The sequence below is a fragment of the Ruegeria sp. CDSC051 genome, from assembly GCF_059610665.1.
Map to the genome: position 1 here is coordinate 408,522 of NZ_JBXWOC010000003.1, position 25,842 is coordinate 434,363.

The window sequence follows — 25,842 nt, forward strand, 5'->3', positions numbered from 1 at the left end:
AGAGATAGCAGAAGCTGAGCAGCTCAGCGGTCCGCTCTGAGGTTCCGGATTCTGGCAAGAGCAGTCACTCGCTATCTCCTTGCGGCGCAGGTTTTCCTTCCAGCTCTGCCTGTGTGGCCAGAAGTGTGGGATGTTCCGGATTGGCTGACAGAGCTTCTGCCACAACCGCGGCGGCAGCAACGCGTCCTTGGGTTGCCGCTGTGATCCTGGCCAGCATCATCCATGCATCCAGCCGTTGCGGATCCAGCCGCACCACCTCACGGAACGCGGATGTGGCCATGCCCATGTTGCGCATGGTCAGTGCCACACCGCCCAGTTGGAGGTGGGTTTCAGGAAAATCGAGCCGGTTTGCCATGGCATACTGCCATTCAGCCATGGCGGCTTGCAGCTCTCTGGCGGTTCCATTCTGGAGGCCGTTCTCCGTATCACCCAGCATCGCGCGGGCAGCGGCCATGCGCACATTGCGGGCAGGGTCGGCAAAGACATCGGCCAGGCGCTTGCCCCTTTCCTGAAGCGGTGCAAGGCGCTGCAGAGAGGCCGCGGCAGCGCGGACAAGCGGATCCGGGTCCCGCAGCAGGTCCGTCAGCCTAGCGGCGAACAGCGGGTCGTTGGACTGCTCCAGAAGCCAGAGCGCAGTGGCCCGCACGATGCCCGGCTGGCTGGTATTCTGCGCAAGCGTGGTCAAGTCGCCGGCCGCCGCTGCTGCATCGGCACGTCCCCGCGCCAGCACCTCCCCGTAATGCCGGCCACGGTTTCTGTCGTCCGGATACCAAGCGGAAATCTGTGCAGCTGCCCAGGCTGCGTCCTGGCCGCGGTGGCAGGCGGTGCAGGCATCCGGTGCTCCCGTCACCGGCGAAAGATCCGGCCGGGGAATGCGGAAGGAGTGATCGGCGCGCCAGTCGTTGCCCATGTAGACGCGTTCTGGCATGTGGCAGGACTGGCACTTCGCTCCGGCGCTGCTTTCCGGGTGGAAGTGATGTGCAGGGCTGTCGTAGTCCGCTGCTGTGAGTGTTGGGAAGTCCGGATTACCCGCTGGGCTGTGGCATTGGGTGCAAAGGCCGTTGCCTTCTGCCTTCAGGTCCAGACTGTGTGCGCCGTGGCAATTCAGGCAAGTCACGCCCCGAGCGTGCATCTTAGATTGCAGAAAGGAGCCGTAGACATAGACCTCGTCCTGGATCTGCCCGTCCGCGTGGTAAAGTCCTGGGCGCAAAAGTGCGAGCGTGTAGGCATCATGAAAACGCGTGCCTGGCACCGGGTTGCCGTCCAAGTTGGCTTCGCGTCTGGAATGGCACGTCGCACATTGTTCGACTGCCTGCCGAGGATCGGCGAAATCCACAGGAAATCCATGGTTTGCGGGCGGCGGTGTCCTTGTCGTTTCCCACGTATCAGCCCAATCAACGTGGTCCTTTCCCGGTCCGTGGCAGGCCTCGCAGCCAACGCCTATTTCGACCTGGGTTGATGCATAGCTTAAACGGCGTGCGTCGTAGTTTTTGCGGAACCCGGTGGCGTGGCACTCCGCACAGCGCGCATTCCAGGTCTTGTAGGGACCCGTCCAATGCAGACCATCCAACGGGGGCAGGGTCTGGTCCGGATAAAGGTGGAACCACTTCCCCTCTTCGGTGTCCCAGACCACGTCAAAACTCTGCAGCTGCCCCGGTTCGGTCTCGAGAAGATATTGCTGCAGCGGTTCGATCCCCGCAACCGAATGCACTTTGTATTCCGCCTGCGATCCATCCTTTTCGATCACCTCGACGTAGTATCCGCCCTCAGCTCCTGTCTGAAACCGGGCGGTCATACCGTCATGGTGAAAGGCCGTTCCGCCGAAGTCACCTGCGACCGTCTCCCGCGACGGCGTTGTCCAGGCCTGAGCGTGATGCGATCCTGCCCAGCCTGCGGCACTGTCCTTATGGCAACCGGTGCAACGATCCGACCCCAAGTAGCCGTCAAGGCTCTGGGCCATCGCTGGCAGACCCAGCAGCAAGAGAAGGATCAAGACTACAATCTGCATTTTCAGAGGGCCATCCGATTTTCTGGGTCGTTCATGGACAGGGATGGTGCAGGGCTTCATTCGCGGCTCGGCCAGATCCGCTCCCAATCACGGGCCATGTCGATTACCAGCCAACCGCGGCTGGCTGCTTCATCAAGTCCGCGTGCAAGCTGCCCGATATGGCTTTCACGGCCGTAAGCGTATTCGCGTTCGCTGTCAGTATGGTGCAGCAGGATGCCCAGCCGCGCACCATCGCCCGCAGTAGTCCACTCAAGCATCTGGAAGTCTCCATCGGAATTTCCTACTGCGATCACCGGCCGGCGCCCGATGCGGGCCTCGATAGCAACGGGCTTACCTGCCTTGTCGTCGATGAAGAATAAACCGGGGTCCTTCATCACCCGCGGCGGTCCGTCCCCGGCGGAATAACTGCCATTTCCGATGGATCCGATGACCTGCTCGGGCGGAATGTTATAGGCGCTTTCAGAGAACACCCGGATGAAATGCAGGCCGCCGCCTGAGGCGATGTAGGTACGGAAGCCTTCATCGCGTAGATAGGTCAAGAGCTCCAGCATGGGTTGATAGACCATTTGGTCATAGGCCAGGCCTGTGCCGGAATGCCTGGCCGTGTCCAGCCAGCTGCGCACGACCGCCTGGAACTCGTCCACCGTCAGGCCGGAGTGGGTGGTGGAGACGATTTCCAACAGTCCCTCAGTGCCCGAGGCGGCCACTGTCTCCATGTCGCCTTCGACTGCGGCCCGCAGCACGTCAGACGTGAGCACCCCGGGATCAGCGGCAGCCATTTCTTTCAATCGGTCGATGGCAAATAGCAGTTGAAAGTAGACCGGCTGTTCTGCCCAGAGCGTGCCGTCATTGTCGAAGGTCGCAATACGCGCGGCCGGGGTGACATAATCAGGTGAATCCGGGTCCGTTATGCCTTCGACAAACGCAATGATCCGATCCTTGGTGGCCGTATCCGTCCAAGACGGCAAAGGGTCAGCGAGCGGAGCTGATGCAAACAGAATTGTCAAAGGAATTGAAATTAGCAGAGCACGCATAGGGACAACCTCCGCAAATGCAGGGAAAGGGATGCCGAGGCAACCGGAAAATTAGGCGCCCCGACGGAATACTCCGTCGGGACGAAGTGGGATGAGTCTACTGCGAGCCGCCCGGCTGCGACAGCTTCTCCATTACCTTGTCGAGGCTGAACGAAGCCGCCTCCTGCCGTGGCGGGTATTCTTCGAAGGTTGCCAGGAACTGCCCAACATAAGCCTGGGCCGGCACCAGCATGAAGGCGTGGTCCATCAGCCAGTCGTAATAGGTGTTCGACGTCCGGTAACCGCGTTCATAAGGGTCGCGGCGCAGGTTGAAGATCAGCGGCACGCGCAGCGGCGTCAGCGGCTCCATCCAGGCCCGGAGAGTTCCCCAGGCCTTCTGCTCGAGGAAGGTGATCTTCCAGTTGTTGAGCCGGATCGCCGCGAGGTCGCCGTCGTCAGTGAAGTAGAAGATCTCATTACGCGGGCTCTTGTCCGTGTCACCCTTGAGCATTGGCAATAGGTTGTAGCCGTCGAGATGGACGCGATACTCGCGGCCTGCCATTTCCGGAACGGTGATGCCTTCGAGCAAATCTTCCTTGATGGTTTCATTGCCTGCAGCGGCCAGGAATGTTGGCAGCCAATCCATGTGATGCACGATCTCGTTCGAGATAGTTCCGGGCGCGATATTACTGGGCCAGCGGACCATAGCAGGCACCCGCCAGGCGCCTTCCCACTGGGTGTTCTTCTCGCCCCAGAACGGGGTCATTCCGGCATCCGGCCATGTGTTCATATGGACGCCGTTATCAGTGGAATAGAACACGATGGTGTTATCGGCGATGCCGAGCTCGTCAAGCTTTTCGAGGAACTTGCCGATATCCATGTCGTGTTCGATCATGCCGGCAGTGTATTCATCAGCTTTTTCCCCATTGTATAACTCATCCGCGAGCGCGCGGTTCTCTTCGCTGACGTGGGTACGGAAATGCATCCGTGTGCCGCTCCACCACAGGAACCAAGGGGTGCCGGCGTTGGTCTGTTCCTCCATCCAGGCAATTGCAGCATCTGATGTCTCGTCGTCCACAATCTCCATCCGCTTCCGGGTCAGAGCCCCGGTATCCTCGATATTCTGCGTGATTTCATTTTCGCCGTAGGTCGCTGTCACGTTCAAAACACCACGCGGACCGAACCGTTCAAGGAACGTCGTGCCGTCTGCGAACACCATATCCTTCGGGTAGTCCTCGTTTTCCGGCTCTTCTTCGGCGTTCAGATGGTAGAGATTTCCGAAAAACACATCGAAACCGTGGTTCGTCGGAAGGTGTTCATCCCGGTCTCCCAGATGGTTCTTGCCGAATTGACCGGTGGCATAGCCTTCGGCTTTGAGGAGGCCGGCAATGGTGGGATCTTCGATCTGCATACCTTCCTTGGCACCGGGCAGGCCGACCTTGGAAAGGCCGGTGCGGAAGACCGACTGGCCCATGATAAAGGATGACCGGCCAGCCGTGCAGGATTGTTCACCGTAGTAGTCGGTGAAGATCATACCTTCTCTGGCAACCCGGTCGATATTCGGCGTTTGATAACCCATCAACCCCATTGTGTATGCGGAGATATTGGACTGGCCGATGTCGTCGCCCCAAATGACGAGAACGTTCGGCTTGCCGCCCGCGCTGCCTTCTTGGGCAAGCGCCGGCGCAATCCCAATGCTTAAAATCAGGAACCCGGCCGCGACGGCCCTGTTCAAATACGAAACTGGCATAATCGGTCACTCCCTCACATTCGCTAACAGTGAAACTTGAGTTGGTCGCAGACAAGCACCAAGCGAGAGGCTTTGCTCGCCTTTGTCCGCCCGTAGAACATTTCGAGTGGGATCAACTATCCATAAGTTGAATGTATGGCGCAACACTTTCTTTTTTGGGCAATCTTTCGGTTGTCGGCCATTGTGTCTAGGCCGTTGCGGACCGGCACGTCATCAGGAACTGCCATGGCCTGCAAGCGGAGTCCTTGGCGCACAAGCTGGAGGCCCACGCGCACAGCAGGCTTTCCGGTCATCTTTGCCGATGAAAGTCAGGACACAGACCCGGCCTTTGTGGATGCGCTCCGCGAAGTGGCGCAGGCGGTTTCACTAGGCTTCTGTCTCGGCTTCTTCGGCGATCCGGAGCAGAAAATTTACATGCAAGGTGCCGGACAAATTCCGCCTGAAGAGGGATGGGAGATGTCTGACGTCAGCGCCAACCCGACGTTGACGTATTACAATATCATCGAATGCTGCGTTTGCTTCGATGGCCGCTATGAGCCGATTGTGTTGAAAAACTCGAGTATCTGACGGCTGCATTTTTCCGCCAGAATCCGTTACGGCGGCTAAATTGAAACCCTGTGCTTGGTAGGGGCCCTGAGAGCCGCGGACATTGTCAACGCGAATTCCCCCTCGACGAATTCTCGGAAAGGCCTCCTGCAGGCAAGTATTTCACCCATCTTCACGAAAATCGGAGTTTTTCAACACGATCAGCCCAGTCTGCACTAAGGTGAGATGCACCAACCTAGAGACCCGGTTGTTGGAGCGAACATTCATAGGGCAGCGTCTACACGTAAGTCTGCACAGGACTAAGACGTTTGGCGATCAACAGATAGTCCACGGCACTTGCGGCGTCCCCCGCAAACTGGAGATAGAAACCCATGAAGAGGTTAGCCTCGTATCCGTTAGGTTCGAGGATAAGTGACTGATGCACAGCGTCGACGGCTGCATTTGCGTCGCCGCTGGCGACATATACGCCTCCCAGAGCAATGTGCCCGCACGCAAAATCCCTTTCGAGCGTCATCCGAATGCCGTGACGGGCGACTAAACTTCTGAAAGTGGCGCATCCTTCCAGTAGCCCGAATGGCAGATTTCGGGATCAGCCGAGAAGATCGAACCTTTGGCTCAACTGCAGCTTTGGGCCGTTACTTTGACGATGGAACCATCCAAAGAACGATGCAATGTCTGGCTGTGTGTCCGGCTAACCAACTTTTACGACCATCTTTCCAAAGTTTCCCCCGGCCAGCAGTTGATTGAATGCTTCCGGAGCATTTTCCAGCCCCTCAACCATATGTTCCTTGTAGCTTATTGAACCGTTTTTGAGCCAAGCCGTCATATCGCGGACAAACTCCTGATACACGTCGGCACCAAAGTTGTCGAAGATTATGAAACCCTGCATTCTGACTTTCATCCGCAGGATCGTGCCCATGATCGCAGGGCCCATATCCGGGCCGTCCGGTAGGCCGGGCAGGTTGTACCAGGATACAATCCCGCAGACGGGCACCCGTGCAAACGGGTTCAAGAGCGGCAATACGGCATAGAGAACTTTGCCGCCAACGTTTTCGAAATACACGTCAATTCCACTTGGACAAGCCTCGCGCAGTTGCGCTGCCAGATCATCAGATCGATGGTCCAAACATGCGTCAAATCCAAGGTTTTCGACTACATGAGCACATTTTTCAGAACCGCCTGCGATGCCCACTACACGACATCCTTTTAGCTTTGCGATCTGACCGACTGTTGCGCCTACCGGGCCGGCTGCGGCAGCCACAACAACTGTTTCACCGGCTTTTGGCTCCCCGATTTTCAGAAGCCCGGCATAAGCCGTGTAGCCTGGCATTCCGAGAATTCCGAGCGACCAAGACGGGTTGTCCGGAGATTTACCCAACTTAACGACCTGCGTTCCGTCTGAGACAGCAAAATCCTGCCACCCGCTTGTATTGAGCACATACTCTCCGACTTCGTATCCTTCGATGTTGGATTTGACCACCTGCCCGACGACCTGCGCCGTCATAACACCGCCAATCGGAACGGGTTCGGCATAGGATTTTGCGTCATTCATTCGGCCACGCATGTAAGGATCCAACGACAGGTACACCGTACGTACCAGCATTTCGTCTGGTCCAGGTTCAGGAACGCTCGTGGTTTCCAGGCGCAATGTATTCTCGTCCGGTTGTCCGGTTGGGCGATTGGCGAGAACAATACGACGATTGGTGGCGGATGCTTGGGGCATTGTGACCTCTCATAAGACGGCTTTCTCGCAACAGAGACCAAATTCCGCTGCAGAGCAACACGACAGCACTAACGAGTTCGAAAAACCTATAGACGTGGCCCAATCACGCACGATCTGCGCATTGAAATGCCCAAACGCTCATGGAAACGCCCTGCTAAAAAGTAATCAAACCCGACCCTAGGTTCGTCTTCCATTCACCTCTCGACTGAGGTTCTGGTTCCTTCAAGAATCTCGAAATGGAGGGGTCTCCGAGTCTTGCTTTGCAGGTCTGAAGCCTGCTCATGGGGCTGACCAGAAGCCAGGACATAAAAGACTTCAATCGTGACCAAGTCACAGCCGCACAATTTACTGTCGATGGTCATATCGAAGAGAGCGAGATCGCGTTGGTGAGCTGCAAGCGCACGCAGCGTCTCAAATGCAGCGCGAGTGGAGGATCTGGTGCCGCTGTTCAGCGGAAAGGATAACCATTCATGCAGACCGTGGCGACGATTAGTGGTCGAATTTCCAGGTCGCAGGACAAAGCCAACTGTTGTCTCTATTGACCAAATGACTGGTTTTGGCCCAAGCAGTTAGGTCAGATCTGTGGGCTTTTCCGAATGCCATTATCAGTTGCTTTGTATCAAAAGCAATTCTCACAATAGTGATAGCTGGCCAACAATCACCAAGTAATTCGTATTGGCGACATCGCCCAGACCATTGTGGCCTCTTTGTCAGTCCGGTTGCGGAACCGATGCGCGATCATTGAAGGGTAGGAAAAGCTGTCGCCTTTGCGAAGAACTATGATTTCTTCACCAAGGCGCAGCTCCACTTCGCCACTCAAGACGATCGCATGTTGCTCGCCCTCGAAAGAATAACCTTCCTGGGGTTCAGGCGGTGTACCGGCTCCTGGGCGGAACCGTGACAGGATCAGATAGCATTGTCCGGATAGTGTGCTGGATAGCAGTTCGTCTTCGAATCCCAACTCCTGGGTTGTTCGCGTGTACATGTTGGAAAGCGCCCTGCGATTTTCTTTGCGTACGACGTGTTTGCGCTCCAATGGTCCGGCACCCGATTGCTTGGGAAAGAACCAGTTGGGATCGACCGAGAGCGCTTCGCTGATCTCTCGCAGAAGCTCCGCCGATGCTTTTGCTGATCCCAGCTCGATCCGGCTCAGATACGCCGTCGAGCAGGATACCGTTTCCGAAAGGTCTTGTAACGTCAGGCCACGCGCCTTGCGCACTTCGCGGATTTCGCTGCCAAGCCGTTGAGTGTCAGTATCAGTAACGTTGCTATTCATGCATTCGGGATAAGAGATTTTTGTTGATTTTTCGAGTAAAATTCAACTTAGTTGAAAATTGGGTGACAATTCAACTTACCACATCTGTCCGGGAGATCGCTATGCGCTTTGATTTGATTGCCAATTTCAGTCCTGGTGAGACGATTCCCTGGACCCGGACATTGGAGATGATCCTCGAACAATGTTCGCTGGCAGAGCAGGCTGGATTCACGACCGCCTGGTTCACAGAACATCACTTTGCCCATAACGGCTATATGAACGCACCGCCCAACCCGATCCAGATGGGTACGCATGTGGCTGCTCATTGCAAAAAACTGCGGGTTGGAACTGCACCCATTATCTTGCCGGACTGGCACCCATTGCGCGTGGCCGAAGACGCGGCGATGCTGGATAACATGTCGCTGGGCCGGTTCGATTTTGGTGTCGCCAAGGGCATCAATGAGCGCTCGACCATCCAGTTCAACTCGGATGCGGATCGGCGCGACAACGCCAAGGTGATGCGCCTCTATCAAGAGAGCCTGGATATTATTCTTAAGGCGTGGACCAACGACGCCTTCACCCATCAAGGTGAGTTCTATGAGTTCCCAGTTCCAGGCTGGAAAGAAACCAACCGTTTTTTTGAACCGCTGGACCCGCGCTATCACGACGAGAATGGCGAGTACAAAGCGATATACGTGCATCCACGCCCGTATTCTGATCCGCACCCGCCGGTCTGGCTCATGTCGAATGCGCCTCCCACATTCAAGCTTGCTGGTGAAAAAGGGTGGGGTGTGATCTCGATGGCCGCTGGACCCAAGGCGACACTGGCCTGCTGGGAACCCTACCGCGAGGCGCTGTCCAAACGTGAAGGGCGCGATGTGAAACCAGGAGAAGGCGTTGGCGTCTGCACGGCGTTCTATGTCGGTGAAAGCATGGAGGAGGCGGTGAACACCATTCGTGGCCCGATCAATGCCTATTACGAATTCCTCGGCGGGTCGCGCCCCAAGGGCGAGTGGACAAAACATGGCTATCTTGATGTCGGTGAAGAGATGACTTCTGAGGACGAAGAGATGGATTGGTTCGATTTCCTCAATAAACGCGGGATCATTGTGGTTGGTGACGCCGAATATGTAGCGGATCGTTTTGCCGAGCGGCAGGAAACCATCGGCCTCGACCACCTCATGTTGATGCAGCAATACACGGGCGTTCCCTACGAGAAAATCCTGTCCAGTTGGCATCGACTGTTTGAGCATGTCGTTCCAAAATTCGGGACACAATCCATCGCGCAGAAAAGGATGTTGGAGCATGCTTGAGATTTGGGGGCGGCCCTATTCGTCAAACGTTATTCCGGTGATTTGGACAGCCAATGAGTTGGGATTGGACTATACGCTGCAACTGGCCGGGGGCAGCTTTGGCAAGCTCGACACTGATATGTACGCGCAGATCAATCCCAACAAAATGATCCCGGCGATCCGCGATGGGGATTTCGCGCTTTGGGAAAGCCTCGCCATTGTGCGGTATCTCTGCGACCGGTACGGCGCGGGAACGTTTAGCCCCTCTGACCTACAGACCCGCGCCATCGCGGATCAATGGATGGAGTGGTCCGCCAGCCGCGCCTTCGGGCCGGTGATTTACCTGTTTTTTGCAACTGTGCGCACCCAATCCGACCAACGGGACCAGGAACAGATCGCCAAACTTCGCGATGAGGCGCATGAAGCGCTGACCATTCTGGATCAGCACCTTGCGGATAAGGCCTATGTCTGTGGCGACAGCTTTACCATGGCGGATATTCCGCTGGGTTGCGTGGCGTACCGCTATTTCAATGTCGAGGTCGACCGCCCACCGTTGCCCAATGTCGAAGCGTGGTATGAACGATTGGCGGAACGCCCTGCATACCGGGGTCACGTCATGCGTCATTTCGGCACAAACCCGGATGAGTGGGCCGCCCTTGAAAAGGCCTGCGTCAGCGAAGGAGTTCTGTGATGGACCTGCGTGACTTTCGCCATGCGCTTGGCGCTTTTCCGACAGGGGTCACAATCGTGGCCACTTATGACCCCGAGGGCATGCCATGGGGCCTGACCGCCAACTCCTTCACCTCGGTCTCACTCGAGCCGCCTGTGATCTCTGTCTGTGTCGCAAAATCGGGTCGCGTGTTCCCGACGCTGTCCAGGTCTGATCATTTCGCGGTCAACATCCTGTCCGCGGATCAGAAAGCTTTGGCGTTGCATTTTGCCAGCAATGTGGAAAACCGGTTTGCCGATACGGAATGGACTCCTGGGGCCAAGACGCCTTTGGTCCCCGGTGCATCTGCGCATCTGGAATGCACCGTGCACAACCGGGTTGATGCGGGTGATCATGAAATCCTCTTGGGACGTGTCGTGAACTTTGCCCATGCACCCGTTCCTCCGCTGGTCTTTTGTCGCGGCGTGTTCTTTTCCGCGCCCCAATCGGAGGCAGTATCATGAGTGATCACCTGACTTTCCACACCCGGTTCAGCCCTGACGAATTCGACGCGCAGTACAATTTGCGGGCTGGGCGGCCAGACTATGAAGTGACCGTCATTCCCGGGTGGAGCCGCGACAGCGCGCACGCGCGTGCAACATCCGATTGCAGCCTAGATATCCGCTATGGAGAAGGCGAAAAACAAAAGCTGGATGTCTTCCGCTGCGCGGACACCGCCGCACCGACATTGGTCTATTTCCACGGCGGTTATTGGCAGCGTGGCGACAAATCGATCTACAGCTTCATTGCGCCGCCGTTTGTTGAGGCGGGGTTCAATGTTGTTGTCATCGGATACGATCTTTGCCCGTCTGTGACCATCACGAGAATTTCAGAAGAAGCGCGTGAGGCCATGTCCTTTGTCTGGCGCAACGCGGGCGCATTGGGCTTCAATCCAGACCGTCTCTGCGTTATGGGTCATTCCGCTGGCGGCCATATTACCCAGATGATGATGGCGACCGATTGGCCGGCATTTGACGATGACTTGCCCGCAGACCTGATTAAATCTGGCATTCCGGTCTCACCGCTCAGCTATCTTGAGCCGGTCCGCCTGACCGAGGCTTTGAATGCGGGCATCCGAATGGATCCGGCAGAAGCCCAGGCCGAAAGTCCGATGACCAAGCACCCTCCGGGTACCAATGCCCCTCAGCTGGTCGTCGTCGGCGGCGCGGAAACCGATGAGTTCCACAGACAGGCTCGAATGTATGTAGAAAAATACGAAACAGCAGACCGCAAGATAGGTCTCTATTTCGTGCCCGATGTGGATCACTTTGACGAACTGAATGTGCTGGTCGACCCGGCGAGCCCCTTCTTCAAACACACTTGCGATATGCTTCAAGGAAAAGGACCGAAATCATGACCGCTTTGACCCGAGACCTAGTCGACTCTGTCGGTGACGCGTTTAACGCCAATGACATCGATGCCGTAATGATACACTTCGCAACCGACGCTACATTTGATCACGCTGTTGGCCCCGAAGAACATGGCGTGCGTCTGGAAGGAGCCGAAACCATTCGTGGTGCTTTTGCAGCCCTGTTTGAAAAGGTCGCGAACGTGCATTGGGAAACGCTCGACTGCGCTATTTCCGGCAACAAGGCTTATTGCGAATATCGCCGTACAGCCGTGCACAAGGATGGTTCAAAAGAAGAGTTTCTAAGCGTTGACATCCTGACCTACCGAGACGGGCTGATTGTCCATAAAGATACTTATTACAAGCAACGTACAAGCTGACCCGACAGCCTTTGATGCAGCCAAGCACGCAGCAGTTTTGTAAGAGGGAACCTATCTCGCTTTGACAAACCGCTGCGTCGGCAATCAAGCTCCGTTTCGCGCAATCCGTTATTGCGTAATGAAAAGATGCGAAAACAGCTAAGGCCCAAACTTGGCATTACCAATGGGAACAAGGATCGGTTCGAGGAACTGCACAGGATTGTCGAAGAGAGCGAGAAGAAGCGCTTTACGATCATCGGATGATGGAAAGCTGCTCAGGGACACTCTGAAGATGTAGATTTCTAACTAGATCCTGAGACGCCATCGGAAGCACTGCACCACCGTATTCAGCTCTTAGCTTAAAAGTACCGGTGTCACAGTAAAGGGGGGAGAGGTCACATAGCCTCCAAGGTATGCGCGAGGCCATTTCGAATGTGGTCTTCCAATAACCTCTTTGCCGTGTTCGCGTCTCTGGCCAATGCTGCATCGAACATACCCTTATGCTCCTTGATGGCTTCTTCGCCACGATTGGTCAGCACGAGCATCTGATAACGTAAGTATTTGTCGTAGATGATCGAGTGCAGAGACAGAAGGTTCTTGGAGTTGCAGGCCGCGATCATCGCTTGGTGGAACTCCCAATCATAACGTTTCCAGGTTTCTTTCTCGGATTCGTCGCCCTTGAGAAGTTGCCGTTCTATCAGGTGCAGTTTGTGATGTGCGGCAACGAGGTTGCCTTCCCAATCCGTGTCGCCGTTCGCAATGGACAACTCCAACGCGTGGCATTCCAACAGGACACGCAGCTCTGATATTTCGGTCAGGTCTTCTCGGGAGACCGGCGCAACCAGGAATCCCCGTTGTTCGGGAGCTTCGACAAACCCATCGCTGGCAAGCCTGTTTAGGGTTTCACGAAGTGTCGAAAGGCTCGCCGCATAGCGTTCCTTCAATGCGTCCAGCTTCAGTTTGGAACCGGGTTGCAGCGCCCCGAAGATGATATCCCGCTTGATGCGCTGATAGGTGCTTGCACCTATCGTAGACGGCTGTTTCGCCATGCGTTTCACCCGATATTCTCAGTTTCTTCGTTCAATTAGCATTTTTCGGAGACATCAGCAATCCCAACTGATGTATGGTAAAAATAAAAATATCATACATTATTGCGGAATCGCGAAAACCCCAATACCTTCATGTCCAAATTGAGCAATGCAGCTCAGTCGCAAATGTCGGTTTCGGGATTTTTCGAACCATCCGGAAGGAAGCAAAAGTGTCTAAGAACTTTCGCATTGCCATTGTTGGCATTGGCCTTGTTGGACGCCGCCACGCAGACGCTATCCGGGCGTTGCGCCATGTTGACCTTGTTGCGGTCGTCGATCCCAGTGACGAAGGTCGTGCTTACGCCGTTGAGCACGGGGTGGCATGCTACGAGACCCTTGGGGAAATGTTTGCAACTCAGACGCCGGACGGCGCTGTGCTTGCGACCCCTACGACGCTTCATGTCGAACAAGGCCTTACATGTGTGCGACATGGGTGTCCTGTTCTCGTCGAAAAACCGATCGCCGTGGAAGCTGCCGCAGCACTGGAGCTTGTCCAGGAAGCGGAGAGGGCCAATGTGCCTCTGATGGTCGGACATCATCGTCGGCATAACCCCCTGATCAAGTCAGCCAAAGAAGCTATTGTTGATGGGAGGATTGGGGATGTTCGTGCTGTCCACGCGAATTGCTGGTTCTATAAGCCCGACGAGTATTTTGATGCCGCGCCCTGGCGAAAGAAACCCGGTGCAGGACCCATTTCGGTCAATCTTGTCCATGATGTGGACCTTCTGCGGTATCTGGCCGGAGAGGTCGTGACGGTACAGGCGCAGTCGGCTTTATCGCAACGCGGTTATGACAACGAAGATGTCGCCGGGGCGCTGTTGACGTTTGAAAGCGGAGCGATTGGGACCATAAGCGTGTCCGACAGCATCGTCGCCCCGTGGAGCTGGGAGATGACGTCTCGGGAATATCCAATCTATCCGTCGACAGCGGAGAGTAGCTACATGATCGGTGGTTCTCATGGATCGTTGTCCGTACCTGATCTTCGACTATGGAACTACCAAGGTGATCAACGGGATTGGTGGACGCCAATCTCATCAACCGTGTTGAAGAAGGGTGCATCTGATCCGCTGGTCAATCAACTCAGGCACTTTGTTGAAGTTGCTCGGCACGAAGCAGATCCGATTGTGTCCGGATGGGAAGGTTTCAGAACACTTCAAGTCATTGAAGCTATACAGAATTCCTGCAGAATGGGCGAGAAGGTCAGGATAAAAAGCCTGCTAAATACACCAAAGGCAAATGTATCAGTAGTATAAAATATCTGATATTTTGTAAAAAATCTTGCAAAATGTCCAAAATAGGTCAAAACTCTGAATCGCAAAAAAGAAGCTTGATGATGTCTCAGGGAGGAGCAAAGTGATTACCAAACTTACCCGTAGGGCTGCAGTATCAGCCCTTGTCGCAACCGGTGTTCTGTTTAGCGCAACAAGTGGTGCGCTGGCGGAAGACAAAGTGCAACTTCGCCTCGCAACATCAGGATCGGAAACCGACCAGCGCTCGGTCGCCATGGCAGATGTCTTCGCGCCAATGGTTGCCGAGTTCGCAAATTATGAGCCCAGCTATAACGGCACAATCTTTGCACAGGGCACCGAACTTGACGCCATCAGCCGGGGCAACCTGGAAATGTCGATTACCTCGGCGCAGGAACTCGCGCAGTTCTTCCCCGAGTTTTCGATCTTTACTGCTGGCTATGTCCACCAGGACGCCGCGCATCAGGTGGCTGTCTTTACCGATCCCTTGATGGATGCGTTCAAGCAAAAGGCTGAGGAAGAGCTGGGTGTTAAACTCCTGTCGGTTATGTATCTGGGCCGACGTCAGGTGAACCTGCGCCAGCCCAAAGATGAACTGACTGTGACGACACCAGCGGACTTGGACGGCGTGAATCTTCGGATGCCGGGCACAGACGCATGGCAATTTCTAGGCAAGGCTCTGGGTGCAGCCCCGACGCCAATGGCCTTCTCAGAGGTTTACACCGCTCTATCGACAGGTGCGGTTGACGGTCAGGACAACCCACTGCCGACCGTGGTGGACGCCAAGTTCTATGAAGTGACCAATCAGATCGTTCTGACGTCGCATCTGGTGGACCTTAACTATATCGCCATTGGCAAGGGTGTCTGGGACGGGCTGACACCGGAACAGCAGGCTAAAGTTCAGGAAGCCGCAGACGCAGCCGCGGAATCTGGTCGCCAAAAGCAGCTTCAGAAAGAAGAGGACCTTGTCAGCTTCCTGAAAGAGCAAGGGATGGAGATCTACGAACCTGATCTCGCTGCGTTCCGCAATCAGGTACAGTCCATGTATCTGGACAGCGAATTCGCTGGCTCTTGGCCCGAGGGGGTTCTGGATCGGATTAACGCTCTGGGCAACTAAGTCCAGCAAGACAAGAGAGGGAGAACCGCAATGAAGGCCTTTATCAAGGGGTTCTCCCGACTGACCGAAGCGATTGCCGGCGGGATGCTGGCGGCAATCTTCCTGATCTTCCTTCTGCAAATTCTCTTGCGGTATTTTTTTACACCCGCCGGTTGGACGCTGGAATTGATCGGCATTCTTTGGGTCTGGGTGATCTTCTTCAGCTGCGCCTTTATCGTGCGCGAACGGGATCATGTGAAGTTCGACATCATCTATCTTTCGGTGCCGACGCGCGTACGCCAGGTCTTTGCAATGCTGGCGGCCGCAGCGATCGTGATCGGGATGCTCTATAGCTTCCTGCCGACCTGGGACTACATCGACTGGATGAAAATCCGCAAGACAGCGACTGTCCGCAATCCGTTCTCGGGCGAGAAGATACCGTTGCGCACTGTGTTTTCGATATATGCGGTATTCATGCTGGTCGTAGCAGCGCGATACGCGTGGTTATTCTTCGACGTTTTGCGCAATGGCCCTCCAAAAACAGAGTTGGAACTGGTCGTTGGGTACAACGTGGTTGACGATCATCCCCGTGTCGACGTCGTAGACGACGAGGAAGCAAATAAATGAGTATCGAACTTATTTCCTGCCTGCTCGCTCTTTTTCTTCTGGCGGGCATTGGGACACCTATTGGGTATTCCATCCTCTTAGCCTCATTGGTGTATTTAGGCACGGCCGGACTGGATGTCGCCCTAGCGGGCGAGAAGATCCTACAAGGCTTCTACAAAAGCACGATCCTGCTTGCCGTGCCTTTGTTCATTGTCGCCGCCAATATCATGAATGCGGGGTCGATCACGGATCGACTGCTGAACTTCTGCGTTGCGGCGGTCGGGCGTTTCAAGGGTGGCCTCGGACACGTAAACGTAGTGGCATCTCTGATCTTTTCCGGCATGTCCGGCTCTGCTGTCGCGGATGCGGCGGGAATTGGTAAAATCATCATTGAGATGATGACCAAAGATGGCCGCTATAGCCGAGGCTATGCAGCCGCAATCACGGCTGCCTCGGCAACAATCGGCCCTATCATTCCGCCCTCAATCCCGATGGTATTGTATGCGCTCGTTTCCAAGGCCTCTATCGGTTCGTTATTTCTGGCTGGTATTCTGCCGGGCCTGATAATGGGCGTCGTCCTCATGGCGATGAACTATTATCTGGCCGGAAAGCGGAACTTTGCCTTGGAAGAACCTGTTCCGTTGCGCGAATTGCCCGCCAAAACCGCCAATGCGTTTCCTGCGCTGCTAATGCCCGCCATCCTGCTCTATGGCATCTACGGGGGTGTCACGACACCGACCGAGGCCGCGGCCGTGGCCGCACTCTATGCCCTGCTGCTGGCAGGGTTCTTCTATCGCGCCTTGTCGTTCCGTGGCCTTTATCAGGTCTTCGTTGACAGCGCCCGTTCTTCTGCAGCGGTTGGAGTTGTCATTGGTGGCGCGTTCATTTTGAACTTCATCGTGATTCAGGAGCAAATCCCACAGTCTATCTCGGCGCTGCTGGAAGGTTCGGATGTCAGTCCGATCGTCTTCTTGATCCTCGTCAACTTGCTGATCCTTGCCCTGGGGTGCGTTTTGGACGCGACAACGATCATTCTGGTGATTGTGCCCTTGTTCATCCCCACTTGCGAAGCGCTTGGTATTGATCTGGTGCATTTCGGTGTGCTGGTCGTCGTGAATTCGATGATCGGTCTGATCACGCCGCCCTACGGGATTCTGCTGTTCGTAATTAATGCTGTTTCGGATATTCCACTGCGTGAAATCATTTCCGAGATTTGGGCCTTCTTGGCGGTGTTGATTTTCGCCTTGGTGATCATGATGCTGATGCCCGATCTGGTTCTGTGGTTGCCGCGTATGTTTGGGTATCAGGGGTAATGTGTCTCTCGGTTTCGACAACGTCGATCCCCGGTGATCTGGCCGAAAAACTAAGTGCAATCGCTGACGCGGGCTTTAGCGGTGTCGAGTTGCATGAACCGGATTTGACCGCTTATGACGGGCCACCATCGCGAATTCGGGACATTGCATCAGATCTCGGACTGAAGATTTGTCTGCTGCAACCCTTCCATAACCTTGAAGGCCAGGCCGACAGCGAGCGGGAACGTGCCTTTGATCGGCTGAAGCGCAAACTCGATCTGATGAGCGAGTTGGGAACGGATCTGCTGCTAATTGGCTCTGCATTCGAAGTGGACCCTGCTGCCACCGAGGATCAGGTGATCTCAGACCTCAGCGAAGCGACCGAGATTGCAAAAGGGAAGGGGCTTCGCTTGGCCTATATGGGTTTGCCGTGGTCCGATCTCATTCGCTCGGACGAACAGGCGTTGCGCGTCGTCGAGGCGATTGACAGCCCTTACTTTGGACTGGCTTTAAACTCTTTCTTCTCGCTCGCTGACGGTTCCAAACCCGCCCGCCTTAGGGACATTCCCGGAGAGCGACTGTTCCATGTGCAACTGTCCGATGCGCCCCGGCTTGAGATGGATATTCGCAGACTCAAAAGGCACTTCGGGCTTCTACCTGGGCTTGGATCACTTAACCTAGCAGGCTTCGTGCGCGTGCTGGCCAGGGCAGGCTACATAGGACCCTGGTCTATCGCCCGTGTGAACGAAGTGGCGGCACAGCCCGGTGCCCGAACACTGGCCCGGGACAGCTATAGGTCCCTGGTCAACCTTTTGGACGAGGTATCACGGACCGAGCCGAAAGCAGACTTTGGAACCCCAAACCTGCCAGAACGCGTTTATGCGTCCGGCTTCGAATTCGTAGAGTTTGCAGCCGATGAAACAAGCGGGGCACAACTGGCAGACTTGCTGTCAGCAATGTGTTTTCGAATGGAGCGAAAGCACGTCACCAAGTCTGTCGAATTGTGGCGGCAAGGCGCGATCAACATCGTTGTGAATACCGAAAAAGAAGGCTTTGCCCATTCGGCGTTTCTGGGCCATGGTCCATCGGTCTGTGACATGGGATTGCGTGTCAAAGATGCGGATCAGACGGTTCAACGTGCAACCGCGCTGGGCGCCCCGAATTTCTTACAACCGGTGGGAACAGGAGAGCTGGATATCCCTGCAATCCGTGGTGTTGGTGGCAACGTCGTTCATTTCATCGATGAGAAATCCGATCTGCATCGAGTATGGGATATCGAATTCGAGCCGGTTGCCAAAACCAAAGCCATGCAGCCCGCCGGATTGCGCCGTATCGACCATCTGGCACAGACAATGCGCCACGATGAAATGCAAAGCTGGCTGCTGTATTACATCTCGACCTTCGACATGGCAAAGTCGCCAATAGTGAACGTGGCTGACCCGTCGGGCGTCGTGCAAAGCCAGGCCATCGAAAGCCCCGAAGGCGAAGTGCGTCTGAACTTGAACGGGGCCGTCGGTCGCCGAACGCTGGCGGCATCGTTCCTTGAAGTAGGCTTTGGGGCAGGCGTTCAACATATCGCCTTCCAGTCCGACGATATTTTTGAAACCTCTGCTCAACTGCTTAAGTCTGGTTTCCCCAGCCTGACTATTCCAGAAAACTATTATGCTGATCTGCAGGCGACTTTTGGGGTGAGTGACGACCTGATCACCCAACTGCATGGGAGCAATATCCTCTATGATCGCGCGGGGGGAGCAGAGTATTTTCAGATCTATAGCCGTCCCGTTTTCAACGGCTTTTTCTTTGAAATCGTTGAACGCCGCGCTGGATATGCAGGTTTTGGCGCGCGCAACGCCCCTATTCGCCTCGCCGCGCAAAGGAAAACTCAGGCGGCGAAAGAGGTGCAAACGCCATGAGCGCACTGGATGAAAACATGACAAGTGATGAGCGCGCCGTTCGCCAATGGTGGCGCACCTCCATCATCGATATGAAGCCCGGGTACATCGCATTTCGTGGCAACGCCATAGAGGACCTGATCGGGAATGTATCCTTTCCGCAGATGATCTGGATGATGGTGCGAGGCGATCTGCCGGGCGATGCTCAGGCGCGCCTGTTTGAGGCCGCTCTGGTCGCAGGTGTGGATCACGGCCCGCAGGCTCCCTCGATTGCGGCTGCGCGCATGGCTGCTACTTGTGGAGTAGGTCTCAATAATGCGATGGCGACTGCAGTGAATATGCTGGGCGATGTACATGGCGGAGCAGGCGAGCAGTGCGCCGAGCTTTATTATGATATCGCCGATCGCATAGATGCCGGGGCATCGCTGAATGATGCTGTTCGGAATGGTCTGGACAGTTGGCGCGAGACTTACGGCAAGTTCGTTTCAGGTTTCGGACACCGGTTTCACAAGCCCGTCGATCCGCGTGCACCCCGGCTGATGCAGCTCGTTCGCAATGCGGCAAATGAAGGCACGGTTTCAGGTCGCTTTGCAGACATCGGAGAAGGGGTTCAGGCCGAACTTGGTAGTCAACGGGGCGGTCGGCCGATTGCGATGAACATCGATGGCGCGACAGCCGTGATCTTTTGCGAACTTGGCTTTCCCGCGCCCCTGTCGCGGGGGCTGTTTTGCTTGTCCCGTTCGGTTGGAATACTTGCCCACGCCTGGGAACAGATGAACCAGGGCGGTCGGAACAAAGGCCCTATGCCCCCGAATTACTTACCCCTCTACGAAGACAGGAATGATGAGATGTGAGACATCGAAATCTTTCCGGTCCGGCTCTGTTGGCGTTGGTCGTATAAACGATGTCGATCTAAAACCACATTCAAAAATTCCCAATGCCAAAGTCATGATCTGCGGCAACCTCGATCTTCTAGAAAACCGCACCAAGGCCGATCAATACGGCATCGCCAGAGCCTGCGCGCCTTGATGGCGCCAGGGTTCCGGCTGATTGGCCTGCCTATTCCGGTGATGATCACGGCGCAGACGCGTCCGATTTAACGATGCCTCTGTGGGGCCTCGCCAGTTTAGAGCGATTGGATTACCATATAAGTCGCTGTAAAAAATAATTAAACCCGCTCGGGAGCCCGTCCGGTGGTTTCACTTTAAGCCGCGTCGCTAAGAGTTGATATTTTAAAAAATATCAGATATTTTTTACTAAGTATGATGAAAATTAGATTCGCAGACGTATGGAGCTGTCGTTCATGGTGAAACCCGAAGAGGCCGGCTCATGCCCCTCTCTCTATTCCTTGGCGCATCTGACGCTGATCGGCTGCACGCCGCCCGAGCTAGTCTACATTGCTGCCCGGGCCGGTTACGATGCCGTCAGCCCGCGATTCATTCCGATGCATGTGCCCGGTGAGTTTACTCAATCCCCGATCGACAAGGCACAGGTGCAGGCCACCAAAACCGCTCTTTCTACTACGGGTTTGAAAGTTCTTGATGTCGAGCTTGCGCGCATCACCGAAGATGTCGACCCGCGCAGTTTTGAACCCTCTTTGGAAATAGGCGGAGAGCTTGGTGCAAAGCGCATGATCATGAGCGCGTGGACCAACACCCGCGATGATCGCGACTTCTTGATCGACGTCTATTCCGAGACCTGCGAACTGGCCGCGCCCTACGGGCTGACGGTCGATCTGGAGTTCCCCAGCTTTTCACGCCTGCGTACACTGGACGAGGCGCTGGATATTGTCCGCGCCTCCGATCAGCCGAATGGCGGTATTCTGGTCGATACGCTTTATCTGCACCTAAGCCGGGTGGATCTGGGAGAACTGCTGCACGTCCCCTCGGACTTGTTTCACTTTCTGCATATCTCTGACTGTCTACCAGGCATCGCGGATACGCGTGAGGGCATGATCCAACTGGCCCGCGATGCGCGGCTTTATCCCGGTGAAGGTTGGATTGATTTCACCGGCATCATCGAGCGGATGCCCCCTGTCGACTATTCCATTGAACTGCCCAACCAAAGCCGCGTTGCCGAGTTGGGATACGAAGAGCACGCGCGTCGCTGTCTGAGCCACGCCAAGCGAACATTCGGTGAGGCGCGATCTCAGCGCCGCATGCCCAATGCAGCAATTCTAAAACACCAAGAGGATCATCATGGGCAAAGAGCTCACTGAAGACGACCGCCGACTGGCGGCTGATATGTTGGAACGTGCCCGCGCGGCCATGGCCAAAATCGAGGATTGGGAACAGGACAGGCTGGACCGTCTGTCTCAGGCCATAGCGTGGTACGCGGGGAACGAAAAAACCTTTACGCGATTGGCTCAGCAGGGGGTGGACGAAAGCGGCATTGGTGACCGCGAAGGACGCCCTGCAAAGCGGTTCAAAATACACATGGTACTGCGCGATGTCCTGCGCACCCCGTCGACTGGGATCGTCGAGGTTGATGAGGAAAAAGGCCTGGTGAAATACGCCAAGCCTGCGGGTGTGATCGCATCCCTGATTCCAATGACAAACCCGGCGATGACACCACCGGTGACCGGTGTTTCCGCCGCTAACGCCCGTAATGCGGTCATCTTCAGCCCGCATCCACGCACAGCAGTCACGACCTATGAAATGGTCGAGGTTATGCGCGCAGCCTGTCGAGCAGCAGGAGCCCCGGAAGACTTGTTCCAATCGATCCGCAAACCTTCGATCCTTCTTACCCAGCACCTGATGGAGATTTGTGATCTGACGCTGGCAACAGGTGGGAAGCCGATGGTCAAAGCGGCCTATAGTTCAGGGCGTCCGGCTTACGGTGTCGGCGCAGGCAATTCATCTATCGTCATTGATGAAACTGCGGATCTGGATATCGCTGCCCAGAATACACGGATTTCAAAGACGTCTGACTTTGGGTCTGGTTGTTCGGCAGATGGCAACATTATCATTCAGCGCTCGGTTTACGATGATATGGTTAAGGCGCTTGAAGCCGAAGGTGGTTATCTTTGTTCTGACGTAGAGAAGGCCATGCTTGAAGCAGCCATGTGGGATGAGAAAGGAAACCGTACGTTCCCGACCATCGCCTGTCCGCCTCAGCAAACGGCCAAAGTCGCCGGTTTCTCGATCCCAGAAGATCGCAAATTCCTGATGGTTGAAAATCAGGGGCAAATCGGGCCGCAGCACAAGTTCTCCAAGGAAAAACTGACCACGCTGATGGCGCTATATCACTTCGACACATTCGATGACGCGCTGGAAACGGTCGGCCAGATTTACAACACCGGAGGTAAGGGCCATTCCTGCGGGATTTTTAGCCATAATGACGATCACATTGATCGGTTGGCGCGTCTGGCTCCGGTCAGCCGTATGATGGTTCGACAGCCTCAGTCCAAGGCCAATGCGGGCGCCTGGACCAATGGCATGCCCATGACCAGCAGCCTGGGCTGCGGCATCTGGGGCGGCAATATCACCAATGAAAACGTCACCATGAAACACATGATGAACTACACCTGGGTCAGCCGTCCGATCCCCGAGGATCGCCCCTCGGAGCCGGAGCTGTTCGGTGAGTTCTACGGACAGGAGGTCGCGTGATGGACGGAGCGAAACTGGAAGGCAAAACGGTTGCCGAACATATCGTTGACTTTCTCGAACGCCGTGAAGTCAAGCATGTATTCGGCCTGTGCGGCCACACGAATATCGCGGTTCTGGCCGCATTGGCGGAAAGTCCCATTGATTTCGTAACTGTGCGGCACGAACAGATCGCCAGCCACGCGGCGGACGCTTATGCGCGGGTGACGGGCAAGGCCTCGGTGGTGCTGTCCCATCTCTCCCCGGGGCTAACTAATTGCGCCACCGGGGTCGCCAATGCGGCGTTGGATTGTATCCCCATGGTCGTGATCGCGGGTGACATTCCTACGCATTACTATGGCAAGCATCCGCATCAGGAGGTTAACCTGCACGCAGACGCCGCCCAGTGGGAGATCTATCGGCCTTTTGTCAAACGCGCCTGGCGGGTGGACCGCGCAGACCTGATGGCTGAGATACTGGAGAAGGCGTTCCATCTGGCCGAAAGTGGTCAGCCCGGACCGGTTCTGGTCAATGTCCCCATGGATATCTTCTCAGAGGTGATCCCCGCGGACAGTTTCGACCGAATCCGCGACAACACGCGCGCGCTCAAGAAACCGTCGATTGACGACGAGACAGCGCGAGAGATTGTCGAAGCGTTGGCCAAAGCCGGAAATCCGGTCGCCTATGTAGGAGGTGGTATCCTACTGGCACAGGCCAGCGAGGAACTGCGCGAGTTCGTTGAACACATGGGACTGCCCGTCGCGCATTCCTTGATGGGTAAAGGCGCCCTGCGGGACGACCATCCGCTTGTTTTGGGAATGACCGGGTTTTGGGGCACCGAGTTGGTTAATCAGTCTTGCCTGAACGCGGACTACATCTTTGCCGTGGGCACTCGGTTCAAAGAGGCTGATTGTTCAAGTTGGTATCCCGGGTACACGTTCAATATTCCCGGCTCAAAGGTCATTCATATCGATATCGAACCGCAAGAGATCGGCCGGAACTATCCCACCGAGATCGGCGTTGTTGCGGATGCCAAGGCCGCGTTGCGCGTCCTCAACCGGGTTGCCCGCAAAATGTATCCGGGCGGTTTCAAGCGCCCCGCTGTTGAACAAAAGATTGCTGATTTCCGGATGGGCTTCAAAGCGCGCAATGTGGAAATGGCCACCTCATCAGCGTTTCCGATGATGCCCGAGCGTATTCTGGCAGATACCCGCAAGGCACTGCCCGAGGATTCCATCATCACGACGGACGTCGGATGGAACAAGAACGGCGTCGGACAACAGTTCGACATCCTGACACCCGGTTCGATCCTGACCCCAGGTGGTTTTGCTACAATGGGTTTTGGCCCTCCGGGCGCGATCGGCGCGAAGCTGGCAGCACCTGATCGCGTGGTGATCAGCCTGGTTGGTGATGGTGGTTTCGGCCAAAACCCGTCGATGCTTGCGACTGCGGTCGAGCTTGATCTGGGTATCATCTGGCTGGTTATGAACAACAACGCCTTCGGCACGATCGCAGGTCTTCAGAAGGCGCATTACGGTTTAACCTATGGTACAACCTTCCCAGGGTCGGCCGAAGCGCCGGCCAACGGACCGGGTTATGCAGAAATTGCACGGGCCTACGGCGCAGAGGGGCACAGGCTGGGCGCTGCTGACGAGCTGTTGCCCGCATTGGAAGCGGCGATAGCCAGCGGCAAACCCACTGTTCTTGATGTCCCAATGATCAATAATCCGACACCAACGACCGGACATTGGAACATCTTGGACATATACTCACCAGACAAAGATGTATCCCACGTAGCGACGTGAAAAGCATGTTCGAGGCACGCCTCACTTGGGGTGTGCCTCGAACATGCCTGCAGTGGTTTCACTCTCGCAGCGGTGAGCGAAGAAACATCAATCAGCATCACCAGTAGCGGGCTACAAAAAGAGGAACACCTCCAAAGCGCCGAGGTCCTTCAGACATTGCGTGGCAACATTTGGCGCATGATGTTGAATGCGGAGTTTAGGGGCCGGGTTTAACTCCTGCTTTCCTCATCCCAAGGAATTCCGCTAGTGTCGGCACCGACCTGATATGAGTGATGCCGCCACATGATCGAAATCCGCGACCTGCAACTGCTCAGCGCTTTGGCGCGGCACCGGCATTTTGCAAAGGCAGCCGAGGAATGCGGGATTTCCCAGCCTGCGTTTTCAATGCGTATTCGCAACCTAGAGGATCGGTTGGGCGTGTCCATCGTCCGCCGTGCCAACCGGTTTCAGGGCCTGACCGAAGAGGGCGAGATGATCGTCCAGCGGGCGCGGCGCATTCTGGACGACACCAAGGCCTTGGAACAGCAGGTGCAGGCGGCAAAGGGGGAAATCACGGGGACTCTGATACTGGGCGTGATCCCGACCGCAATCGCCTTTACGGGCCGGTTGATCAAGCGTCTGCAGCAGGCGCATCCGCGCATCATCACTCGGATCGAAACGATGTCGGCTACGGCCATTCAACATCGGCTGGACGAAGGCAGTCTGGATGCGGGCATCACATATGGCGACAGTATCGGCACCGATTTGCGGCAGGTACAGTCGCTGTATGAAGAAACCTATGTCCTGTTGATCCCGTCTCATATGACAGACGAAACGGGGCCAATTCCCTGGGCGCGGGTCTCCGAATTCCCGGTCAGCCTGCTTGAACCGCAGATGCAGAACCGCCGCATATTAGACCGGATTTTCGCCGAACAGGGCCTGCATCCTCATGTGGTCGCGGAAACCAGCGGGTTCACTGCTTCAATGGTCATGGCGCGTGAGGGATTGGCGGCCACCGTGGTGCCACGCGTGTTGGTTCGGGCGTTGGGGGATCTGAAGGGAACAAAGGTTCTGCCTTTGGTCGATCCGGTGGTCAGCAAACCTATCTGTCTGGCGACCCTGACACGCGATCCGGAACTGCCAACGGTTGGAGCGTTGCGCGCGGTGGTGACGTCTTTGCGGTGATAAGGTGTCGTTATCGTGCGATTGAAATATGCGATTTGACGATATGCTAGTCTGATGAGACACGG

22 protein-coding genes are annotated in these 25,842 nt (G+C 55.7%); 16 read left to right on the forward strand and 6 right to left on the reverse strand.

What is annotated here, in order from left to right:
* Positions 1-64: 64 nt before the first annotated feature.
* The 3 genes from AC2FH0_RS10225 to AC2FH0_RS10235 form a co-directional block, all read right to left on the reverse strand.
* The gene (locus AC2FH0_RS10225; RefSeq protein ID WP_496709673.1) at positions 65-2,008 is read right to left on the reverse strand and encodes a multiheme c-type cytochrome; all 1,944 of its coding nucleotides are present in this window, start codon (positions 2,006-2,008) and stop codon (positions 65-67) included.
* A 56-nt stretch (positions 2,009-2,064) separates the two neighbouring features.
* On the reverse strand, positions 2,065-3,042 hold the full coding sequence (locus tag AC2FH0_RS10230) for an HAD family hydrolase (RefSeq protein ID WP_142638883.1): 978 nt from the start codon (positions 3,040-3,042) through the stop codon (positions 2,065-2,067).
* 97 nt (positions 3,043-3,139) lie between these two features.
* Entirely contained in the window at positions 3,140-4,771 is a 1,632-nt protein-coding gene (locus tag AC2FH0_RS10235; protein ID WP_142638882.1) for an arylsulfatase, read from the reverse strand.
* Between the two features lie 135 nt (positions 4,772-4,906).
* Here AC2FH0_RS10235 and AC2FH0_RS10240 point away from each other — a divergent pair, with 135 nt between their 5' ends.
* A complete protein-coding gene (locus AC2FH0_RS10240) occupies positions 4,907-5,338 on the forward strand; it encodes a hypothetical protein (protein WP_496701118.1) in 432 nt (143 codons plus the stop codon).
* Between the two features lie 670 nt (positions 5,339-6,008).
* On the opposite strand, the gene curA is transcribed toward AC2FH0_RS10240, so the two are convergent.
* Entirely contained in the window at positions 6,009-7,040 is a 1,032-nt protein-coding gene (gene curA / locus AC2FH0_RS10245) for an NADPH-dependent curcumin/dihydrocurcumin reductase (RefSeq protein WP_496787488.1), read from the reverse strand.
* Between the two features lie 658 nt (positions 7,041-7,698).
* Positions 7,699-8,316 (reverse strand): helix-turn-helix domain-containing protein, encoded by a 618-nt coding sequence (locus AC2FH0_RS10250; protein ID WP_142638879.1) that lies wholly within the window; start codon positions 8,314-8,316, stop codon positions 7,699-7,701.
* Positions 8,317-8,417: 101 nt separating this feature from the next.
* On the opposite strand from AC2FH0_RS10250, the gene AC2FH0_RS10255 reads away from it, so the two are divergent.
* The 5 genes from AC2FH0_RS10255 to AC2FH0_RS10275 are packed head-to-tail and all read left to right on the forward strand — an operon-like array spanning position 8,418 to position 12,024.
* Positions 8,418-9,608, forward strand: a complete 1,191-nt coding sequence (locus AC2FH0_RS10255) for an LLM class flavin-dependent oxidoreductase (protein WP_496789250.1) — start codon at positions 8,418-8,420, stop codon at positions 9,606-9,608.
* Entirely contained in the window at positions 9,601-10,278 is a 678-nt protein-coding gene (locus AC2FH0_RS10260) for a glutathione S-transferase family protein (RefSeq protein WP_496692296.1), read from the forward strand. Before AC2FH0_RS10255 ends, AC2FH0_RS10260 begins: the two co-directional genes overlap by 8 nt.
* Positions 10,278-10,760, forward strand: coding sequence for a flavin reductase family protein (locus tag AC2FH0_RS10265; protein ID WP_496789251.1), 483 nt, complete (start codon positions 10,278-10,280; stop codon positions 10,758-10,760). Before AC2FH0_RS10260 ends, AC2FH0_RS10265 begins: the two co-directional genes overlap by 1 nt.
* The gene (locus AC2FH0_RS10270) at positions 10,757-11,653 is read left to right on the forward strand and encodes an alpha/beta hydrolase (RefSeq protein WP_496789253.1); all 897 of its coding nucleotides are present in this window, start codon (positions 10,757-10,759) and stop codon (positions 11,651-11,653) included. Before AC2FH0_RS10265 ends, AC2FH0_RS10270 begins: the two co-directional genes overlap by 4 nt.
* The gene (locus AC2FH0_RS10275) at positions 11,650-12,024 is read left to right on the forward strand and encodes a nuclear transport factor 2 family protein (RefSeq protein ID WP_496789254.1); all 375 of its coding nucleotides are present in this window, start codon (positions 11,650-11,652) and stop codon (positions 12,022-12,024) included. The genes AC2FH0_RS10270 and AC2FH0_RS10275 overlap by 4 nt, the downstream gene beginning before the upstream one ends.
* 374 nt (positions 12,025-12,398) lie before the next feature.
* Here AC2FH0_RS10275 and AC2FH0_RS10280 read toward each other — a convergent pair whose 3' ends face one another.
* The gene (locus AC2FH0_RS10280; protein ID WP_496692299.1) at positions 12,399-13,052 is read right to left on the reverse strand and encodes a GntR family transcriptional regulator; all 654 of its coding nucleotides are present in this window, start codon (positions 13,050-13,052) and stop codon (positions 12,399-12,401) included.
* 74 nt (positions 13,053-13,126) lie between these two features.
* Between AC2FH0_RS10280 and AC2FH0_RS10285 the strand changes: the two genes are divergently transcribed.
* The 10 genes from AC2FH0_RS10285 (at position 13,127) to AC2FH0_RS10330 (ending at position 25,777) form a co-directional block, all read left to right on the forward strand.
* Positions 13,127-14,344: a Gfo/Idh/MocA family protein gene (locus AC2FH0_RS10285; protein WP_496692300.1), complete on the forward strand. Its 1,218-nt coding sequence runs from the start codon at positions 13,127-13,129 to the stop codon at positions 14,342-14,344.
* 100 nt (positions 14,345-14,444) lie between these two features.
* Positions 14,445-15,455 carry a TRAP transporter substrate-binding protein DctP gene (gene dctP / locus AC2FH0_RS10290; RefSeq protein ID WP_496692301.1) on the forward strand — a complete coding sequence of 337 codons (1,011 nt, stop codon included), beginning with the start codon at positions 14,445-14,447 and terminating at the stop codon, positions 15,453-15,455.
* A gap of 30 nt (positions 15,456-15,485) precedes the next feature.
* Positions 15,486-16,061, forward strand: a complete 576-nt coding sequence (locus AC2FH0_RS10295; RefSeq protein WP_496709666.1) for a TRAP transporter small permease — start codon at positions 15,486-15,488, stop codon at positions 16,059-16,061.
* Positions 16,058-17,353 carry a TRAP transporter large permease gene (locus AC2FH0_RS10300; RefSeq protein ID WP_496692303.1) on the forward strand — a complete coding sequence of 432 codons (1,296 nt, stop codon included), beginning with the start codon at positions 16,058-16,060 and terminating at the stop codon, positions 17,351-17,353. The genes AC2FH0_RS10295 and AC2FH0_RS10300 overlap by 4 nt, the downstream gene beginning before the upstream one ends.
* Positions 17,353-19,245: a bifunctional sugar phosphate isomerase/epimerase/4-hydroxyphenylpyruvate dioxygenase family protein gene (locus AC2FH0_RS10305; RefSeq protein ID WP_496789256.1), complete on the forward strand. Its 1,893-nt coding sequence runs from the start codon at positions 17,353-17,355 to the stop codon at positions 19,243-19,245. The genes AC2FH0_RS10300 and AC2FH0_RS10305 overlap by 1 nt, the downstream gene beginning before the upstream one ends.
* Positions 19,242-20,078, forward strand: a complete 837-nt coding sequence (locus AC2FH0_RS10310; RefSeq protein ID WP_496789258.1) for a citryl-CoA lyase — start codon at positions 19,242-19,244, stop codon at positions 20,076-20,078. Before AC2FH0_RS10305 ends, AC2FH0_RS10310 begins: the two co-directional genes overlap by 4 nt.
* A gap of 434 nt (positions 20,079-20,512) precedes the next feature.
* The gene (locus AC2FH0_RS10315) at positions 20,513-21,442 is read left to right on the forward strand and encodes a sugar phosphate isomerase/epimerase family protein (RefSeq protein ID WP_496701099.1); all 930 of its coding nucleotides are present in this window, start codon (positions 20,513-20,515) and stop codon (positions 21,440-21,442) included.
* A complete protein-coding gene (locus tag AC2FH0_RS10320) occupies positions 21,423-22,832 on the forward strand; it encodes an aldehyde dehydrogenase family protein (protein WP_496789259.1) in 1,410 nt (469 codons plus the stop codon). Before AC2FH0_RS10315 ends, AC2FH0_RS10320 begins: the two co-directional genes overlap by 20 nt.
* Positions 22,832-24,613 carry a thiamine pyrophosphate-binding protein gene (locus AC2FH0_RS10325; protein ID WP_496789260.1) on the forward strand — a complete coding sequence of 594 codons (1,782 nt, stop codon included), beginning with the start codon at positions 22,832-22,834 and terminating at the stop codon, positions 24,611-24,613. Before AC2FH0_RS10320 ends, AC2FH0_RS10325 begins: the two co-directional genes overlap by 1 nt.
* Positions 24,614-24,895: 282 nt before the next feature.
* The gene (locus AC2FH0_RS10330) at positions 24,896-25,777 is read left to right on the forward strand and encodes a LysR family transcriptional regulator (RefSeq protein ID WP_496701094.1); all 882 of its coding nucleotides are present in this window, start codon (positions 24,896-24,898) and stop codon (positions 25,775-25,777) included.
* The last annotated feature ends 65 nt before the right edge of the window (positions 25,778-25,842 follow it).

Bases quoted from the DNA above. Each gene is read 5' to 3' on its own strand.
- AC2FH0_RS10315 (WP_496701099.1), top strand. From the start codon at position 20,513: ATGGAGCTGTCGTTCATGGTGAAACCCGAAGAGGCCGGCTCATGCCCC.
- AC2FH0_RS10265 (WP_496789251.1), top strand. From the start codon at position 10,278: ATGGACCTGCGTGACTTTCGCCATGCGCTTGGCGCTTTTCCGACAGGG.
- AC2FH0_RS10305 (WP_496789256.1), top strand. From the start codon at position 17,353: ATGTGTCTCTCGGTTTCGACAACGTCGATCCCCGGTGATCTGGCCGAA.
- AC2FH0_RS10230 (WP_142638883.1), bottom strand. From the start codon at position 3,042: ATGCGTGCTCTGCTAATTTCAATTCCTTTGACAATTCTGTTTGCATCA.
- AC2FH0_RS10270 (WP_496789253.1), top strand. From the start codon at position 10,757: ATGAGTGATCACCTGACTTTCCACACCCGGTTCAGCCCTGACGAATTC.
- AC2FH0_RS10330 (WP_496701094.1), top strand. From the start codon at position 24,896: ATGATCGAAATCCGCGACCTGCAACTGCTCAGCGCTTTGGCGCGGCAC.
- AC2FH0_RS10250 (WP_142638879.1), bottom strand. From the start codon at position 8,316: ATGAATAGCAACGTTACTGATACTGACACTCAACGGCTTGGCAGCGAA.
- AC2FH0_RS10225 (WP_496709673.1), bottom strand. From the start codon at position 2,008: ATGCAGATTGTAGTCTTGATCCTTCTCTTGCTGCTGGGTCTGCCAGCG.
- AC2FH0_RS10275 (WP_496789254.1), top strand. From the start codon at position 11,650: ATGACCGCTTTGACCCGAGACCTAGTCGACTCTGTCGGTGACGCGTTT.
- AC2FH0_RS10300 (WP_496692303.1), top strand. From the start codon at position 16,058: ATGAGTATCGAACTTATTTCCTGCCTGCTCGCTCTTTTTCTTCTGGCG.
- AC2FH0_RS10325 (WP_496789260.1), top strand. From the start codon at position 22,832: ATGGACGGAGCGAAACTGGAAGGCAAAACGGTTGCCGAACATATCGTT.
- AC2FH0_RS10255 (WP_496789250.1), top strand. From the start codon at position 8,418: ATGCGCTTTGATTTGATTGCCAATTTCAGTCCTGGTGAGACGATTCCC.
- AC2FH0_RS10295 (WP_496709666.1), top strand. From the start codon at position 15,486: ATGAAGGCCTTTATCAAGGGGTTCTCCCGACTGACCGAAGCGATTGCC.
- AC2FH0_RS10280 (WP_496692299.1), bottom strand. From the start codon at position 13,052: ATGGCGAAACAGCCGTCTACGATAGGTGCAAGCACCTATCAGCGCATC.
- AC2FH0_RS10235 (WP_142638882.1), bottom strand. From the start codon at position 4,771: ATGCCAGTTTCGTATTTGAACAGGGCCGTCGCGGCCGGGTTCCTGATT.
- AC2FH0_RS10320 (WP_496789259.1), top strand. From the start codon at position 21,423: ATGGGCAAAGAGCTCACTGAAGACGACCGCCGACTGGCGGCTGATATG.
- AC2FH0_RS10310 (WP_496789258.1), top strand. From the start codon at position 19,242: ATGAGCGCACTGGATGAAAACATGACAAGTGATGAGCGCGCCGTTCGC.
- AC2FH0_RS10240 (WP_496701118.1), top strand. From the start codon at position 4,907: ATGGCGCAACACTTTCTTTTTTGGGCAATCTTTCGGTTGTCGGCCATT.
- curA (WP_496787488.1), bottom strand. From the start codon at position 7,040: ATGCCCCAAGCATCCGCCACCAATCGTCGTATTGTTCTCGCCAATCGC.
- AC2FH0_RS10285 (WP_496692300.1), top strand. From the start codon at position 13,127: ATGGTAAAAATAAAAATATCATACATTATTGCGGAATCGCGAAAACCC.
- AC2FH0_RS10260 (WP_496692296.1), top strand. From the start codon at position 9,601: ATGCTTGAGATTTGGGGGCGGCCCTATTCGTCAAACGTTATTCCGGTG.